Source organism: Mesorhizobium sp. M1295 (assembly GCF_040318135.1).
Classification (GTDB): Bacteria; Pseudomonadota; Alphaproteobacteria; order Rhizobiales; family Rhizobiaceae; genus Mesorhizobium.
In genome coordinates this window covers 162,424-177,964 of the sequence record NZ_JAMYLU010000014.1, presented here as the reverse complement: position 1 = coordinate 177,964, position 15,541 = coordinate 162,424, and the positions used below count along the sequence as shown (strand labels likewise).

Here is a 15,541-nt window from a genome sequence, read left to right as displayed (position 1 = left end):
TTCTTGCCTACGTGATCGCGTAATTTTCTCGGGGGAGCACGGCCGTATTTTCCTATTGAACCTAGGAGACGGCAAATGCTTTTTTCCCTCACCACCCAGGAATTGATGGAACGCCCAGGCCTTTGGGAGGCAGTTCATCGCTTGCGTTACAAGATTTTCGTCGAGGAGATGGGATGGACCGATCTGCAGCGCCCCGATGGCCTCGAGATCGATCAATTCGACCACGACGAGGCAGTGCACCAGATCGTCATCCGCAATGGCGAGCTCGCCGGTTACCAGCGTATGTTGCCGACGACCCGGGCACATCTTCTAACCGATGTGCTGGCGGACCTTTATGAGGGAACCCCACCGTCGGGGCCGAATGTCTATGAACTGACCCGCTATGCGGTTGCGCCGGGATTCCGCGACGGCCGGCGCGGCGTGTCGACGGTGGGCACCGAACTGATCGCCGGCTTCGTCGAGTGGGGTCTGAAGCGCAACGTCAACCAGGTGATCATCGAATTCGAGCCGATGTGGGTGCTTCGCGCGCTGCAACTGCATTTCCTGGCAACGCCGCTCGGCTATCAGCGGACCTATGGCAACCAGCAGGTCGTTGCCACACTGCTCACCTTCAACGAGCACACGCTCGACGTGGTGCGATCGCGCCGCAATCACTTTGCGCCGGTGCTGGCCAGAGGGTACCCGGACATGCTCGGACAGAGACGCGCCTCGTAAGATTGGAGAGGGCCATGAACGTTCACTCAAAAACAGAATTCCGCAATCACACGCTGATCGTCACCGTATCGTCGGGTGACGGCCGCCCGGTGCTGGACAGGCGGGCCTACGAAAGCCTGGCCAGGACATTCCATGAAGCCGCTGTCGATGACGACGTCCGCGTCGTGGTCCTGCGCGGCCTGGCCGGGTGCTTTTGCCTCGGTGCCGATTTCTCCGAATTTCTCGATGCCACCAAACATCGGCGATTGATCGCCGCCGTCACCGATATGTTCCGCACGCTGGCGACGTTCCCGAAACCGGTGCTTGCCTGTGTCGACGGCGACGCCGTCGGCGTCGGCTGCACCATCCTGTTCCACTGCGACATGGTGATCGCCTCGAGCAAGAGCACGTTCCGGGTGCCGTTCGTCGATTTCGGCCTGGTGCCGGACGCGGCGACCAGCATCCTGGCGCCGCAGAAGCTCGGCTATGCCGGTGCGTTCCGCTTCTTCTGCCTCGGCGACACGCTCGCCGCCGAAGATGCCAGGCAGCTCGGCCTTGTCGGCGAGATCGTGACGGACGTCAGTGTCGAGGAAGCCACGTTGGCCAGAGCCAGGCAGCTCGCCAAGAAGCCAGTCGCGGCACTGCTGCAGACGCGCGACCTGCTTAGGGGGGACACCGGCGCGCTCTGCGACCGCATCGACCAGGAGATCTCGCTTTTCCAGCAGGCGTTGCAGGACGACACCACGCTGAAGCGGCTGCAGCGGATTGCCCGGATGGCGGCATGAGAGCCGTTAATCGATGAGGTGAGCTTATTTTTCGAGGAAAGTCGGCCCTTCGCCGATGATCTTCTTGTCCTCCTTGCCGATGACGTCGAGGTCACGGCCGTCATAGGGAAGTGACAGGAGAATGCGCTGCATGACCGCCAGCCGTGCGCGCCGTTTGTCGTTCGCCCGCACAATGATCCAGGGCGCGAACTCCTTGTGCGTGCGTTCGACCATCAGGTCGCGCGCCTTGGTGTAGTCGTCCCATTTGGTGATGCCGGCGATGTCGATCGGCGAAAACTTCCAGCTCTTCAGCGGGCTCCAGCGACGGTCATGGAATCGCTCAAGCTGCGTTTCCCTGCCGATGTTCAGCCAGAATTTGAAGAAATAGATGCCCTCGTTGCGGATCATCCGCTCGAAATGCGGAACCTCGTCCAGAAATTGCTCGTGCTGCGCGGGCGTGCAGAATCCCATCACCGGTTCAACGCCGGCGCGGTTGTACCAGGAGCGGTCAAAGGTGACGAATTCGCCCGACGTCGGGAAGTGGTCGACGTAGCGCTGGAAGTACCATTGTCCAAGCTCAGTGGCTGTTGGCTTGGTCAGCGCCACGTTGCGCGCCGTCCGAGGGTTCAGATACTGGCGCAAAACGAAGATCGTGCCGCCCTTGCCGGCGGCGTCGCGTCCCTCGAACAGCGACACCACCCGCTTGCCCGTCGACTGTAGCCACGCCTGCGCCTTGACCAGCTCGATCTGCAGCTGCTCGAGCCTCTCGTCATACCCCTCGCTCTTCATCTTCTTGTCGTAGGGATAGCCGCCGGCGGTCAGCTTGCGGTCCTCGACCCAGTCCGGAAGAGTGGGGGCCTCGATGTCGAACTCCCGCTCCTTGCCGTCGATCATGATCTTCAACGGCCCCGACGAACCTGTAGCGGGGCCTTCCTTGGCGTTTTTCATCGAGACGAACCTTTCCAGCTTCCGGACTCATGCTATTGGGAGCCTCCATGCCGGTCCAGCAGGAAGTTCTTGAGGTGGCCGCAGACGGAGCGCAGGCGACGGAGCGCAAATGGCCGACATCGGCACAGAGCGGAAAGGCAGGGCGCAAGCCGTCGCCATGCGGCTGTGGAACAGCCGCTGGCTGCTGGCGGCCGGCTTCGTTGCAGTTCTGATGGTCTATGGTTTTGCCGGCATAGCCGGCTATGTGGTGCTGCTGGCAGGCGCCGTGCTGGTTGCCGCTGCGATGCTGCCGGCCGGCGTCGCGCATCAATCGACCGAAAATGCCGCGGCCATCGAGGCGAGCGGCCTGCAACGGCTTTCCGGCGAATATCTCGCGGCGGCGGTTGCCGATCCGCTGATCATTTTCGATCGCTCCGCCGCCATCGTCCATGCCAACGCCGCCGCCTTTGCAGCCTTTGGTGGGATTGCCCCCGGCGTATCGCTGTCGCTGAAATTCCGCGCGCCGGAAATGCAGGCCTTGCTGGATAATATCTTGTCGGGCAACGTCGCTTCGGACAGCGTCGACTACATCGAGAAGCTGCCGGTCGAACGAGCTTATCGGGTGAGCGCGTCTTCTGTCGGCCACGCCACGGATCTCTACGTGCTGGTGTTCAAGGACCAGAGCGAGGCGCGCCGGATCGACAGAATGCGCGCCGACTTCATTGCCAATGCCAGCCACGAGTTGCGCACGCCTCTCGCCTCGATCGCTGGCTTCATCGAGACGCTGCGCGGGCCGGCCCGCAACGACCCCGCGGCACGCGAGCAGTTCCTGCAGATCATGCAGAACCAGACCAGCCGCATGGCGCGCCTCATCGACGACCTTCTGTCGCTGTCACGCCTGGAGATGAAGCCCTATCTCAAGCCGGGAACCGAGGTCGATCTGCGCCAGGCCATCGACAGCGTCATCGATTCGCTTGGGCCGCTGGCCAAGGAAAACGGCGTCGTCATCGAGCGGGATTTCGCGCAAGGGCCGCTCGACGTGCCCGGCGATCGCGACGAGCTTTTCCAGGTTTTTGAAAACCTGCTAGAAAACGCCTGCAAATACGGTCAGTCCGGTGGACGCGTCGTGGTGTCGATCACGCGCGGCGACAGCGATCCCGAGCCGGGCATCGACGTCACCATCAGGGATTTCGGCCCCGGCATCCCCGAAGAACATATCCCGCGCATCACCGAGCGCTTCTACCGCGTCGATGTCGAGAACAGCCGGACCCAAAAGGGCACCGGCCTTGGCCTGTCCATCGTCAAGCATATCCTAACCCGCCACAACGCCAGACTCTCCATCAGGTCGGAGGTCGGCAAGGGCGCGGCGTTCACGGTCCATTTGCCGGCTCGCTGACGCCGTACTATCTACCACATGATGGGCCGTTTCTTTTTTCTGTCATCCGGCTAGCGTATCAGCGGGGATTCGAGCGAACGACTCAACCAGAAGATCCGGGAAGGCATTCGTCCATGCAGTCCGTGCACATCGTCAGCGCCTATGACGAGGAGCTGAAATATCTGTCGAAGCGCATCGCGGCGATGGGCGGGCATGCCGAGCGCATGGTCGAGCAGGCAGTAGCGGCGCTGGTCAATGCGAATCCGGGGCTCGCCCAGAAAGTCATTCGAGACGACCTGGTTCTGGATGAGGGGCAGCGTGAGATCGACGACAAGGCGATCATCATCATCGCCAAGCGCCAGCCGATGGCGACGGATCTGCGCGAGATCGTCGGCGCGATCCGCATCTCGGCGGACCTCGAACGGGTGGGCGACCTCGGCAAGAACATCGCCAAGCGGGTGGTTGCCGTCGCCGACGGGCGCCAGCCGAACAGCCTGTTCCGCGGCCTCGAGGCTTTGGCCAATCTGGCACTGACCCAGCTCAAGGAAGTGCTCGACGTCTACGCGTCGCGGTCGGTGGAGAAAATCGGTTTCGTGCGCGACCGCGACGACCAGATCGATGCCATGTACACCTCGCTGTTTCGCGAGTTGTTGACCTACATGATGGAAGACCCACGCAACATCACGCCCTGCACGCATCTCCTGTTTTGCGCCAAGAACATCGAGCGCATCGGCGACCACGCCACCAACATCGCCGAGACGATCTACTATATCGTCACCGGCGATCAGATGCCGGCCGATCGCCCGAAGGGCGACAAGACGGATAAGATAATTCTTCCCGCAACGCTGCCTGCGAAGTGAGTTCTCGAAACAAAACGTGGTGGCCGCTAGAGTTGCCACTTGGTGGAGTGGCTCTCAAATCCGAAAAGCAGCTCCCCTGCTGCTCGACACTAATGCGAATTTCGGATTCGCCACCTGAGAGCAAATTGCGCTAAGCTTTCGACGCGCCGACTTCTCAGTTCCGCGATGAAAGCCTGCCTTCAGGAGGCTGGGATGGAATATGTCCGCGAGTTTGCTCCCGCGCCGCCGATGTCGGGCATAATCGCTTGCGGCGTCTATACGGCTGGGCGGCGCATCGCCGACATACCGATCGAGGAAGCCGGCGAATGGGCCGGGAAGCCGGGCCATGTCGTCTGGATCGGACTGCTGGAGCCCGACCGCAATTTATTGCTGCGCGTCCAGGCGCAATTCCATCTGCACGAGTTGGCGATCGAGGACGCCGAGCATCCGCACCAACGGCCGAAGATCGAGCAATATGGTGATGCCCTGTTCATCGTTGCCCGCACGGCGCAGCTGATCGACAGCCGTGTCACCTTCGGCGAGACGCATCTGTTCGTCGGCGCTGGCTACATTGTCAGCGTCAGGCATGGCCCGTCGACCTCCTACGCCGCCGTTCGCCAGCACTGGGAAAGCTGTCCGCATTCCCTCGCCAAGGGCGAGGATTTCGTCCTCTACGCCATTCTCGATTTCATCGTCGACAACTACATGCCGGTGCTCGAGCAGATCGAAAACGAGGTCGAGGCGATCGAGGACAAGGTTCTGCTGAAGCCGATGACCGGCTCCGACATCGAGCGGCTTTACATGCTGCGCCGCGATCTCTTGCGCCTGCGTAATGCGGCCCTGCCGCTGGTGGAGGTCTGCCGGCGGCTGACCAGCGCCGATCTGCCGCAAATCCATACAGCCATGCACCCGCTGTTTCGCGACGTCACCGACCACATCCGCACGGTCCAGGAAAAGATCGACAGCCTGCGTGAGGTTCTCGCCTTCGCCTTCGAGGCGAGCCTTCTGGTCGGCCAGAGTCAGGAGACGGCGATCTCCAAGAAGCTTGCCTCATGGGCCGCCATCTTGGCCGTGCCGACAGCATTCGCCGGCATCTACGGCATGAATTTCAGCGACATGCCGGAACTGAGGATGGAATATGGCTACCCGGCCGTACTGGCGGCAATCGCCCTGATCTGCACGTTTCTTTACTGGCGGTTTCGCAAGAATGGGTGGCTTTGAAGAGAGGTGAATAGTGAATAGGGCTAAATGGGAGCCTTGCTTCTTACGCCAGGCTCAAGCCGCCACCATTCACCTGCTCCGCCGCCGCTCCGACGCCGGCTGGAACGCCACCCGGGCGTGGTACTTGCAGTAGGGTCCGGTTTCGGCGGCGTCGTTGCCGCAGAAATGGAAGTCTTCCGAAAGCGGATCGCCATTCGGCCACTTGCAGGTGCGCTCGTTCAGCTCGACGAGTTGCAGATGCCGGGAGATCGGCACGACGACGTTTTCGACCGGGCGGATATAGTGGCGCGACACCGGTTCGGCATCGAACTGCGCCTTGAGCGCGGTCGCACCGATCGACATCGACGTGGTGGCATGGCGCGTGGCGCTTGCTGCCCGCGACACCGATTTCTGGATCGTCGATCCCTGTACCGTCTTCTTCTGGCGTGCCGGTGATGCGGTTGTGCGTCCGCGGCCGGACAGTTTCAGCCGGTGCACTTTGCCGATGACCGCATTGCGGCTGACCCCACCAAGCTGTGCGGCGATCTGGCTGGCGCTGAGACCCTCCGACCACAATTTTCTGAGAAGTTCGACTCGCTCGTCAGTCCAGTTCATGAGACCGCGCTCCTGCTGAAAAGTGCGGCAATCGGAATCCATTCCCGACCCGGCTTCTGCCGGGCAGACACCACATATATCGGGTGATTAGGTCCGCCGCACGAAATCTAGTTATTTCTCTACTACAATTACCTTATGCGCTGACTCGGTGACAAGAGTCCCAAGGCCAACACGAATCGGTTTTTTCGGTTTTCCCCAACTTGCCCGGTCGCTTATGAGCCGGCATTGTGCTGGGGGGCTTGCCGCACGTCCTTGCGCGACCTTTTCGTTGACTTCACGGCCGAAAAACACGATAAGCCACAAGGGCCGCCGCTTTGGCGGCTTTTTGATTTTCCGGTTCCGGAGACGCATATAATGAGCGGTTCGGCGCTTTTCGAGACCTTTGTTCGCGCACCCCTGGCTTTCGACCACGGTGAAGGCACCTGGCTGGTCACCGACAAGGGCGAGCGATATCTCGATTTCGCAGGCGGCATCGCCGTGAATTCATTGGGCTACAGCCATCCGCATCTGGTCGCGGCCCTCACTGAACAGGCCGCCAAGCTCTGGCACGTCTCCAATCTGTACGAGATTCCGGGACAGAGCCGGCTCGGCGAGCGGCTGGCCGACGCCAGCTTCGCCGACAAGGTGTTCTTCACCAATTCCGGCGCAGAGGCGCTTGAATGCGCCATCAAGACGGCGCGGCGCTATCACTTCGTCAAGGGCCATCCCGAGCGCTTCCGCACTATCAGCTTCGAAGGCGCCTTCCATGGCCGCACCCTGGCGACCATCGCCGCCGGCGGCCAGTACAAATATCTGGAAGGTTTCGGCCCCAAGGTCGACGGCTTCGACCAAGTCGGCTTCGACGACATCGACGCCGCCGAAAAGGCGATCACGCCTGAAACCGCGGCGATCCTGATCGAGCCGGTGCAAGGTGAGGGCGGCATCAGGCAAGTGCCGTCGCAATCGCTGAAGCGGCTCAGGCAGCTCTGCGATCAGCACGGACTGCTCTTGATTTTCGACGAGGTCCAATGCGGCGTCGGCCGCACCGGAAAGCTGTTCGCGCATGAGTGGGCGGGTGTCACACCCGACCTCATGGCGGTGGCCAAGGGCATCGGCGGCGGCTTCCCGATGGGCGCCTGCCTCGCCACCGACGAGGCAGCGGCCGGCATGACCGCCGGCGTGCACGGCACCACCTTCGGCGGCAATCCGCTGGCCATGGCGGTCGGCAACGCCGTGCTCGACGTGGTGCTGGAAGACGGCTTTCTCGATGACGTCCGGCGCAAGGCGCTGCTCTTGAAACAGGGGCTGGCCGGTGTCGCCGACGAATTTCCGGACGTTATCGAAAGCATCAGGGGCACCGGCCTGATGCTCGGCCTTAAATGCGCGATGCCCAACACCAAGGTTACGGTGGCACTGCGCGACCAGCATCTCTTGACGGTTCCGGCCGGCGACAACGTTATCCGTCTGCTGCCGCCTCTCACCGTCACCGATGCCGAGATCCACGAGGGGCTCGAGCGCATTCGTGCCGGCGCCAAGAGCCTGGCGGATGCCATCGTCGCTGCCGCCGCGAAGTAATCCTGGAATTCCTGATGTCCCTTCGCCACTTCACCGATCTTTCCGCCGTTTCCGAAGGCGATCTGCGCTTCATGCTCGACGACGCAGCTGTGCGAAAGGCGAGGCTCAAGGCCGGCGAACGCACCAAGCCGCTCGAAGGCAAGGTGCTGGCGATGATCTTCGACAAGCCCTCGACGCGCACGCGCGTGTCGTTCGACGTCGGCATGCGGCAGTTGGGTGGCGAGACGATCATGCTGACTGGCACCGAGATGCAACTTGGCCGTTCCGAGACTATTGCAGACACGGCCAAGGTGCTGTCGCGCTATGTCGATGCCATCATGATCCGCACCACCTCGCATGACCGGCTGCTGGAACTGACGGAAAACGCTACGGTGCCCGTCATCAACGGGCTGACCGACGAAACCCATCCCTGCCAGTTGATGGCCGACATCATGACCTTCGAAGAGCACCGCGGTCCGGTGGCCGGCAAGACGATCGCCTGGACCGGCGACGGCAATAATGTCCTGCATTCTTTACTGGAGGCCTCTGCGCGGTTCCGCTTCAAGCTGAACGTCGCCGTGCCCGAAGGCAGCGAACCGGCTCAGAGGCATGTCGACTGGTCGAAGGCCAATGGCGGCAAGCTGAAATTCACTCGTTCGCCCGAGGAGGCCGTTCACGAGGCCGACTGCATCGTCACCGACTGCTGGGTCTCGATGGGTCAGGAGCACCGTGCGCGCGGCCACAATGTCTTCTTGCCCTATCAGGTCAACGCGGCCCTGATGGCGAAAGCCAAGCCGGACGCGCTGTTCATGCACTGTCTGCCGGCGCATCGCGGTGAGGAGGTTACCGACGAGGTCATCGATGGGCCGCATTCGGTGGTGTTCGACGAGGCCGAGAACCGGCTCCACGCCCAGAAGGCGGTTTTGGCCTGGTGCCTGGGCGCTTGATCCGGGCCGCCTTGATCCGGGAGTTCGTGGTGCCTATCTCAGGCGCATCACGCAAATCGAGCGCGTCTCGTCGCATGCGCCCCGGAGGGCGGCATCGCCGCGCCCCGGAGCTTTGTCATGTTGGAAACTCGTCAATTGGCTGAACATCAACCCAAGCTCGGCGAGTTCGGCTACGCCGGCGACGACCATGTCGTGCCGTTTGAGGTCGGCCCGCTCGACGTGCGCGGCCGTACCGTCCAGCTCGGGCCGATGCTCGACGCTATTCTCAGCCGCCACGAGTATCCCGAGCCGGTGGCACGACTACTGGCCGAAGCCTGTGTGCTGACCGTCCTGCTCGGAACTTCGTTGAAGTTCGAGGGCAAGTTCATTCTGCAGACCCGCACCGACGGGCCGGTCGATATGCTGGTCGCGGATTTCTCCACGCCGCACGCGCTGCGCGCCTATGCCCGCTTCGATGCCGACCGGCTGGAGGCTTTGACGGCTGCCGGCGAGACGTCGCCGCAGACGCTGCTCGGCAGCGGCGTCCTGGCGCTGACAATCGACCAGGGCGCCCACACGCAACGCTACCAGGGCATCGTCCAGCTCGACGGCGTCACGCTGGAAGAAGCCGCACGCACCTATTTCCGCCAATCGGAGCAGATTCCGACCGACCTACGGCTTTCGGTGGCCAAGCTTCTGACGCCCGGCGTCGGCGGTGCCCGCGAGCAATGGCGCGCCGGTGGCCTGCTGGCACAATTCCTGCCGCAGTCGCCGGAACGCATGCGCGTACCCGACCTTCCCGGGGGCGACGGCGATCCGCGTGAGGAAATCCACGACCCGACCGACAATTCCTGGCAGGAACTGCTGGCGCTGCTTGGTACCATTGAACCGACCGAGCTGATCGATCCGACTATCGGCGCCGAGCGGCTGCTTTACCGGCTGTTCCACGAGCATGGTGTCCGCGTCTTCGGCGGCGTGCCGGTCGCCGACCAGTGCTCATGCTCGAGGGAGAAGATCCGCGGCATCCTCGAGGGTTTTTCCGCCGAGGAGATCAGAGACAGCACCGAGGATGGTAGCATTCACGTCGCCTGCGAATTCTGCTCGAAGCAATATGACTTCGACCCGGCGGAATTTGCAGCGGCTCAATAACGAGCGTCAGTGCGGCTGCCTTCGCAGAACTTGGGTTCCTCGCCCCGCAAGGCGGGAAGAGGAATCAAAGTGAACGTCAATTGACGGTGCGCCGCGTGCCTGGCAAATCGAGTGAGAAGGCGGGGATGGCGACGTCGAAGGTCTCGCCCCGCTTGTTGCGCATTGTGTAGTGCCCGACCATGATGCCGGACGGGGTCGAGAGCGGGCATCCAGACGTATACTGATAGCTGTCGCCGGGGTTGAGTCCCGGTTGCTCGCCGACGACCCCGGGGCCGCGCACTTCCTCGACCTTGCCGGTGCCGTCGGTAATGTGCCAGTAGCGCGACAGAAGCTGCACGAACTCGTCCGACTGATTGTCGATGGTCACCTGGTAGCCCCAGACATAGCGGTTTTGCGGCGGGTCGGAGTGATCCTCCAGATAGAACGGCCTGACCTGCACTTCGATGTTGCGGGTGACGGCGCTGTACATAAACTGCTCCAAAGCAATGTAGATGGAACTTTCGACGCTCAGCGCAGTTTGATCAACGATGCGCGTCATCTCCTTGCCCGACTCAAGCGCAGGTGCCGAAAAACAATGTCATTTAAGTGACACATGACAATGATGGTGTGCAGGCTTGTGCCGGGCGACTCGGTGTTCTGTCGAATTGTTGAAAACGGCCGTCAGGCGGCCGGCATTTCTGGAGTGACCAGATCTCGATGGAACCGACATTCGCAGCCGCCCTCTTTTCCATAGCTCTCCTTCTTTCAAATCTCGCCAGCATCCTGTTAGCTTCGCTGAAGCTGAAGCGAGCAGCCAGGATCGCATCGCCCGCCGCCACCGTGCTACCGGTATCGATCGTCGTCCCGGCGCGCGGCGTCGAGCCGTTTACCGAGGAGACGCTGGAGCGCGCCTTCTCACTCGACTGGCCGCGCTACGAACTCATCTTCTGCGTCGCCCATGCCGACGACCCCGTGGTCAAGTCGATCACCGCTGCAATGGCGCGTTTTCCGGCTATACGCGCCCGGCTGCTCGTCGGCGACGACCGCATCAGCGGCAATCCGAAACTCAACAATTGCGTGAAGGGTTGGGAAGCGGCGCTTTATCGCTGGGTCATCCTTGCCGATTCCAACGTGCTTATGCCGAGCGATTATGTCCAGCAGCTGATGGCGGCATGGCGGCCCGACACCGGCCTCGTCTGCTCGACACCGATCGGCTCGCGGCCTGAAGGGTTTTGGGGGGAGGTCGAATGCGCCTTTCTCAACACGCTGCAGGCACGCTGGCAGTACGCTGGAGAGGCGCTCGGCCTTGGCTTCGCCCAGGGCAAGAGCATGTTGTGGAACAAGTCGATGCTTGACGCCAATGGCGGCATCCGCGCACTGGCCGCCGAGATTGCCGAGGACGCCGCCGCGACCAAGCTGGTCAACCGGCTCGGACTGCGGGTCAATCTTGTCGCTTCGCCGTTCGAACAGCCGCTCGGCCGGCGCACGCTTGGCGAGATCTGGTCTCGGCAGGCGCGTTGGGCGCGGCTGCGCCGCGTCACCTTCGCGCTGTTCTTCGCCCCCGAGATCCTGATCGGCGCGGCGCCGCCGCTGGTGCTTGCGCTGATCGCGGCGGCTGACGCCGGCGTCAGCCTGCCGGCAACCGCCATCGCCGTGCTGGTCGCGGCCTACCTGCCGGAATGTGCCCTGGCCTGGGTCAAAGGATGGCACCTGTCGCTGCGCACCATCTTGGCAATGATGGTTCGCGACTGCATGCTGCCGGCGATATGGGCGCGCGGCTGGCTGAGCGGCGCCGTCGACTGGCGCGGCAACGTTATGACCATCCAGACCAAGGCCGTCGCGGAGCTGGAAGAGACCCCGTCCGGCGCCTGACCGGCACGTCCGGCGCGGGCTGTACGAACCCGCTCGCCCTGTTCGGCCAGCCTTATCCGGCAGCTCTCAGCGCTTGCTCGATATCTTCGAGCAGATCGTCGGTATCTTCCAGGCCGACGGAAAGCCTGAGCGTTCCCGGTCCGATGCCGAGCTCGGCGCGGGCCTCATCGGTCAAATTCTTGTGCGTGGTCGTCGCCGGATGGGTGATCAAGCTCTTGGCGTCGCCGAGATTGTTGGAAATCAGCACGATGTCGAGCGCGTTCTGGAAAGCAAAGGCCGCCTGCTTGCCGCCCTTCACATCCAGGCAGATCAGCGTCGAACCACCCGACATCTGCTTCTTGACCACGGCCGCTTGCGGGTGGTCGGCACGGCCGGGATAGATGACGCGGGCGATTTGCGGGCGCTCGGCGAGCAAATCCGCGATGCGGCCGGCACTTTCCGTCTGCTGGCGTACGCGCAGCGGCAGCGTCTCCAGGCCTTTCAGCAGGGTCCAGGCATTGAAGGGCGAGAGGCTGGGGCCGGTGTGGCGGAAATAGTCATGCAGGTTCTCGTCGATCCATTTTTTGTCCGACAAGATAACGCCTCCAAGGCAGCGCCCTTGGCCGTCAATATGCTTGGTGGCCGAATAGACGACGATATGGGCGCCGAGCTGCAAGGGTTTCTGCTGCAAGGGCGTGGCGAAGACATTGTCGACGATCAGCCTGGCGCCAATCGAGTTGGCAAGTGCCGCGACGGCGGCGATGTCGACCACCTCCAGCGTTGGGTTGGTCGGGCTTTCCAGGAAGAACAGTTTGGTGTTCGGCTTGACCGCCTGTTCCCAATTGGCGATGTCAGTGCCATCGACCAGCGTTGCCTCGATGCCGTATTTCGGCGCCAGCGTCTCGACCACCCAGCGGCAGGAGCCGAACAATGCGCGCGCCGCCACGATATGGTCGCCCGCCTTGGCGCTGCACAGCAATGCTGCCGTCACCGCCGCCATGCCGGACGCCGTGGCGCGCGCGTCCTCGGCGCCTTCCAGCGCGCACATACGCTTTTCGAACATGTCGACCGTCGGATTGGCATAGCGCGAATAGATGAAGCCCGGCTCCTCACCCTTGAAGCGCGCTTCCGCTGCTTGCGCCGTCTCGTAGACATAGCCTTGGGTGAGATACATCGCCTCAGAGGTCTCGCCGAAGCCGGAACGCAGCGTCCCGGCATGCACGAGTGCGGTCTGAGGCTTCCAGTCGCGCTTCTTGGTCATCATTCTATCCAAACACCAAAAATGGTCCAAACAACAAAAAACCGGTCGCGAAAGTCGCAACCGGTCCATATGGCCTTGCGGCCCGACGGTCCTTTAGCGACTTGTTTAACGTGGCTGCAAGCCGACCGGCCAAATCACCACGGGATAACGAGCTTTAGACCCGCGCCACGCTTGCGTCAATTGCCGGCATGATTAAGAGGGTTGTACCAAGCAGGTGCCAAAGGCGTCCAGTGTCGGACCTGCGGCAGAACAAGACCTCGCCCGGCGTTCGAACGGAGCCAGACCCTTGCGGCAGACAGGCATTCTTCCCGATCAGGATATTTCCGCGCTGTTCCAGACGGGCGCGCTGAAATCGCCGCGCGCGCTCGATGCCGACCAGATCCAGCCGGCCAGCCTTGACCTCAGGCTCGGCGACAAGGCCTGGCGCGTGCGTGCTTCCTTCTTGCCCGGCCCCGACCACAGAGTTGTCGACAAGCTCGACCGGCTGAAGTTGCACGAGATCAACCTCGCCGAAGGTGCCGTGCTCGAAACCGGCTGCGTCTACATCGTGCCACTGCTCGAAAGCCTGGCGCTGCCCGCGCATATTTCGGCTTCGGCCAACCCGAAGAGCTCGACCGGGCGGCTCGACATCTTCACTCGGGTAATGACCGACCGCGGCCACGAGTTCGACAAGATCGCCGCCGGCTATGAAGGCCCGCTCTATCTGGAGGTCAGCCCGCGCACCTTCCCGATCGTCGTGCGCACCGGCTCGCGGCTGTCGCAGATCAGGTTCCGCACCGGCAATGCGCTTTTGTCGGAAAGCGAACTGCACGACCTGCATCGCGCCGAGATGCTGGTCGCCACCGAGCCGCCCAACATCTCAGGCGGCGGCATCGCGTTGTCGATCGACCTCGACGGTGACAAGGACGGGCTGGTCGGCTATCGCGGCAAGCACCACACCGGCTTGGTCGACGTCGACAAGCGCGCCGCGCAGGATGTCGTCGATTTCTGGGAGCCGCTCTACAAGAGCGGTGCCGGCGAGCTGGTGCTCGATCCGGACGAATTCTATATCCTGGTGTCACGCGAGGCGGTGCATGTGCCGCCGCTCTACGCCGCCGAAATGACGCCCTTCGATCCGTTGGTCGGCGAGTTTCGCGTCCATTATGCCGGTTTCTTCGACCCCGGTTTCGGCCATTCGGCGTCGGGCGGCACCGGCAGCCGGGCGGTGCTCGAGGTGCGTAGCCACGAAGTGCCGTTCATTCTCGACCATGGCCAGATCGTCGGGCGGCTGGTCTACGAGCACATGCTGAAACGGCCGCAGGCACTCTACGGCACCGATCTCGGCTCCAACTATCAGGCGCAGGGCCTAAAACTGTCCAAGCATTTCCGCGCGGCGCGCTGAGCTTCCCCTTACTTGCGGCTATGCCGGCTCAAAGCGCCTTCACCGCCACCTTCACCGGCTGCTCGATTTCGAGCGGATTGCGCAGCGGCAGGCCGAAATCCTTCGCCTCGATTTCGAACACGTCGCCGGCCTCCGTCCTGATGCCGTCGGCGAAGGACAGCGTCGCCGTGCCGAACATGTGCACATGCACGTCGCCCGGCTGGCGGAAGGCCGAGTATTTGAAGTGGTGATGCTCGAGATTGCCAATGGTGTGCGACATGTTCGCCTCGCCCGACAGGAACGGCTTTTCCCAAAGCAGCTTGCCGTGGCGCAGGATGCGTGAAGCGCCGCGAATGTCGGACGGCAGGTCGCCGATCAGGATCTCCGGCCCGAACGAGGCGTTGCGCAGTTTCGAATGGGCGAGGAAGAGATAATTCACGCGCTCGGTGACGTGGTCGGAAAACTCGTTCGACAGCGTGAAGCCGACGCGGAACGGGGCGCCGTCGTCGCCGATCACATAGATTCCGGCGATTTCCGGCTCCTCGCCGGCATCCTGGGCGAAGGCGGGCGACATGAGCGCCGCGCCGGGCGCCACTGCCATGGTACCGTTGCCCTTGTAGAACCATTCGGGCTGCACGCCGATCTGGCCCTTCGCCGGCTTGCCGCCCTCCAGCCCCATGCGGAACATCTTCATGGAATCGGTCAGCTGTTCCTCGCCGCCATCGCTGAGCTTCTTGTGCATGGAATCGCGGGTCGCGGCGGAGCCGAGATGCGTCAGCCCGGTGCCGGTGAGATGGAGATGCGCCGGATCGGGATGGTTGATCGGCGACAGCAGCCGTCCCTTCTTGTAGGCTGCGTCGAGATCGACGGTTTCGCCGAAGCCCTTGCGCTCGATCAGGGCGACAAGCCCGGTGCCGGTGCGCGCGGCTTCCATCGCCAGCGAATAGACGCTGCGGGCGCCGTTGATGACGCGGGTCTTGCCGCCGTTGCGGGCAACGACGCGGATCGTCTCGGCGTCGTCGAGGATCTGTGAGATCAGCATGGTAACCCTCTCTGAATTGCGGCCTGC

Annotated in this window: 15 protein-coding genes and 1 riboswitch; of the genes, 10 read left to right on the top strand and 5 right to left on the bottom strand. The window is 62.7% G+C overall.

Going from position 1 to position 15,541, the window contains the following annotated elements:
- The first annotated feature begins 75 nt into the window (after positions 1–75).
- Positions 76–714 carry an acyl-homoserine-lactone synthase gene (locus NKH29_RS20245; RefSeq protein WP_023719502.1) on the top strand — a complete coding sequence of 213 codons (639 nt, stop codon included), beginning with the start codon at positions 76–78 and terminating at the stop codon, positions 712–714.
- A 14-nt stretch (positions 715–728) separates the two neighbouring features.
- Positions 729–1,478, top strand: coding sequence for an enoyl-CoA hydratase-related protein (locus tag NKH29_RS20240; RefSeq protein ID WP_023719501.1), 750 nt, complete (start codon positions 729–731; stop codon positions 1,476–1,478).
- Positions 1,479–1,502: 24 nt separating this feature from the next.
- On the opposite strand, the gene ppk2 is transcribed toward NKH29_RS20240, so the two are convergent.
- Entirely contained in the window at positions 1,503–2,405 is a 903-nt protein-coding gene (ppk2, locus tag NKH29_RS20235) for a polyphosphate kinase 2 (RefSeq protein ID WP_353000456.1), read from the bottom strand.
- A 109-nt stretch (positions 2,406–2,514) separates the two neighbouring features.
- Here ppk2 and NKH29_RS20230 point away from each other — a divergent pair, with 109 nt between their 5' ends.
- The 3 genes from NKH29_RS20230 to NKH29_RS20220 all read left to right on the top strand — a co-directional run bounded on the left by NKH29_RS20230 (position 2,515) and on the right by NKH29_RS20220 (position 5,819).
- On the top strand, positions 2,515–3,780 hold the full coding sequence (locus NKH29_RS20230) for a sensor histidine kinase (RefSeq protein ID WP_352817557.1): 1,266 nt from the start codon (positions 2,515–2,517) through the stop codon (positions 3,778–3,780).
- A gap of 113 nt (positions 3,781–3,893) precedes the next feature.
- The gene (phoU, locus tag NKH29_RS20225) at positions 3,894–4,619 is read left to right on the top strand and encodes a phosphate signaling complex protein PhoU (protein ID WP_023719498.1); all 726 of its coding nucleotides are present in this window, start codon (positions 3,894–3,896) and stop codon (positions 4,617–4,619) included.
- Between the two features lie 192 nt (positions 4,620–4,811).
- A complete protein-coding gene (locus NKH29_RS20220; protein WP_023677347.1) occupies positions 4,812–5,819 on the top strand; it encodes a magnesium and cobalt transport protein CorA in 1,008 nt (335 codons plus the stop codon).
- Positions 5,820–5,888: 69 nt separating this feature from the next.
- Here NKH29_RS20220 and NKH29_RS20215 read toward each other — a convergent pair whose 3' ends face one another.
- Positions 5,889–6,413, bottom strand: coding sequence for a GcrA family cell cycle regulator (locus tag NKH29_RS20215; protein WP_023719497.1), 525 nt, complete (start codon positions 6,411–6,413; stop codon positions 5,889–5,891).
- A 354-nt stretch (positions 6,414–6,767) separates the two neighbouring features.
- On the opposite strand from NKH29_RS20215, the gene NKH29_RS20210 reads away from it, so the two are divergent.
- From NKH29_RS20210 to NKH29_RS20200, 3 genes are all read left to right on the top strand, one after another.
- A complete protein-coding gene (locus NKH29_RS20210) occupies positions 6,768–7,967 on the top strand; it encodes an aspartate aminotransferase family protein (RefSeq protein ID WP_023719496.1) in 1,200 nt (399 codons plus the stop codon).
- A gap of 14 nt (positions 7,968–7,981) precedes the next feature.
- Positions 7,982–8,893, top strand: coding sequence for an ornithine carbamoyltransferase (gene argF / locus NKH29_RS20205; protein ID WP_031194171.1), 912 nt, complete (start codon positions 7,982–7,984; stop codon positions 8,891–8,893).
- A gap of 117 nt (positions 8,894–9,010) precedes the next feature.
- On the top strand, positions 9,011–10,021 hold the full coding sequence (locus tag NKH29_RS20200; protein WP_023719494.1) for an Hsp33 family molecular chaperone: 1,011 nt from the start codon (positions 9,011–9,013) through the stop codon (positions 10,019–10,021).
- Between the two features lie 76 nt (positions 10,022–10,097).
- Here the strand turns inward: NKH29_RS20200 and apaG are convergent, their stop codons facing one another.
- Positions 10,098–10,490, bottom strand: coding sequence for a Co2+/Mg2+ efflux facilitator ApaG/CorD (apaG, locus tag NKH29_RS20195; protein ID WP_254816331.1), 393 nt, complete (start codon positions 10,488–10,490; stop codon positions 10,098–10,100).
- A 227-nt stretch (positions 10,491–10,717) separates the two neighbouring features.
- Between apaG and NKH29_RS20190 the strand changes: the two genes are divergently transcribed.
- A complete protein-coding gene (locus NKH29_RS20190; RefSeq protein WP_352790954.1) occupies positions 10,718–11,872 on the top strand; it encodes a ceramide glucosyltransferase in 1,155 nt (384 codons plus the stop codon).
- Positions 11,873–11,924: 52 nt separating this feature from the next.
- Here NKH29_RS20190 and NKH29_RS20185 read toward each other — a convergent pair whose 3' ends face one another.
- Positions 11,925–13,115 (bottom strand): O-succinylhomoserine sulfhydrylase, encoded by a 1,191-nt coding sequence (locus NKH29_RS20185; RefSeq protein ID WP_353000454.1) that lies wholly within the window; start codon positions 13,113–13,115, stop codon positions 11,925–11,927.
- 70 nt (positions 13,116–13,185) lie between these two features.
- Positions 13,186–13,263, bottom strand: a riboswitch (SAM riboswitch).
- 135 nt (positions 13,264–13,398) lie between these two features.
- Between NKH29_RS20185 and NKH29_RS20180 the strand changes: the two genes are divergently transcribed.
- Complete coding sequence (locus tag NKH29_RS20180) at positions 13,399–14,493, top strand: 2'-deoxycytidine 5'-triphosphate deaminase (protein ID WP_352790958.1); 1,095 nt, start codon at positions 13,399–13,401, stop codon at positions 14,491–14,493.
- 28 nt (positions 14,494–14,521) lie between these two features.
- Here the strand turns inward: NKH29_RS20180 and araD1 are convergent, their stop codons facing one another.
- Positions 14,522–15,514 (bottom strand): AraD1 family protein, encoded by a 993-nt coding sequence (gene araD1, locus NKH29_RS20175; RefSeq protein ID WP_352817560.1) that lies wholly within the window; start codon positions 15,512–15,514, stop codon positions 14,522–14,524.
- Positions 15,515–15,541: the final 27 nt, after the last annotated feature.

What these genes read in the sequence shown, in the direction of transcription:
- araD1 (WP_352817560.1), bottom strand. Translation starts at nt 15,514, where the DNA reads ATGCTGATCTCACAGATCCTCGACGACGCCGAGACGATCCGCGTCGTT.
- NKH29_RS20185 (WP_353000454.1), bottom strand. Translation starts at nt 13,115, where the DNA reads ATGATGACCAAGAAGCGCGACTGGAAGCCTCAGACCGCACTCGTGCAT.
- NKH29_RS20200 (WP_023719494.1), top strand. Translation starts at nt 9,011, where the DNA reads ATGTTGGAAACTCGTCAATTGGCTGAACATCAACCCAAGCTCGGCGAG.
- phoU (WP_023719498.1), top strand. Translation starts at nt 3,894, where the DNA reads ATGCAGTCCGTGCACATCGTCAGCGCCTATGACGAGGAGCTGAAATAT.
- NKH29_RS20230 (WP_352817557.1), top strand. Translation starts at nt 2,515, where the DNA reads ATGGCCGACATCGGCACAGAGCGGAAAGGCAGGGCGCAAGCCGTCGCC.
- NKH29_RS20210 (WP_023719496.1), top strand. Translation starts at nt 6,768, where the DNA reads ATGAGCGGTTCGGCGCTTTTCGAGACCTTTGTTCGCGCACCCCTGGCT.
- argF (WP_031194171.1), top strand. Translation starts at nt 7,982, where the DNA reads ATGTCCCTTCGCCACTTCACCGATCTTTCCGCCGTTTCCGAAGGCGAT.
- NKH29_RS20240 (WP_023719501.1), top strand. Translation starts at nt 729, where the DNA reads ATGAACGTTCACTCAAAAACAGAATTCCGCAATCACACGCTGATCGTC.
- apaG (WP_254816331.1), bottom strand. Translation starts at nt 10,490, where the DNA reads ATGTACAGCGCCGTCACCCGCAACATCGAAGTGCAGGTCAGGCCGTTC.
- NKH29_RS20245 (WP_023719502.1), top strand. Translation starts at nt 76, where the DNA reads ATGCTTTTTTCCCTCACCACCCAGGAATTGATGGAACGCCCAGGCCTT.
- NKH29_RS20190 (WP_352790954.1), top strand. Translation starts at nt 10,718, where the DNA reads ATGGAACCGACATTCGCAGCCGCCCTCTTTTCCATAGCTCTCCTTCTT.
- NKH29_RS20215 (WP_023719497.1), bottom strand. Translation starts at nt 6,413, where the DNA reads ATGAACTGGACTGACGAGCGAGTCGAACTTCTCAGAAAATTGTGGTCG.
- ppk2 (WP_353000456.1), bottom strand. Translation starts at nt 2,405, where the DNA reads ATGAAAAACGCCAAGGAAGGCCCCGCTACAGGTTCGTCGGGGCCGTTG.
- NKH29_RS20220 (WP_023677347.1), top strand. Translation starts at nt 4,812, where the DNA reads ATGGAATATGTCCGCGAGTTTGCTCCCGCGCCGCCGATGTCGGGCATA.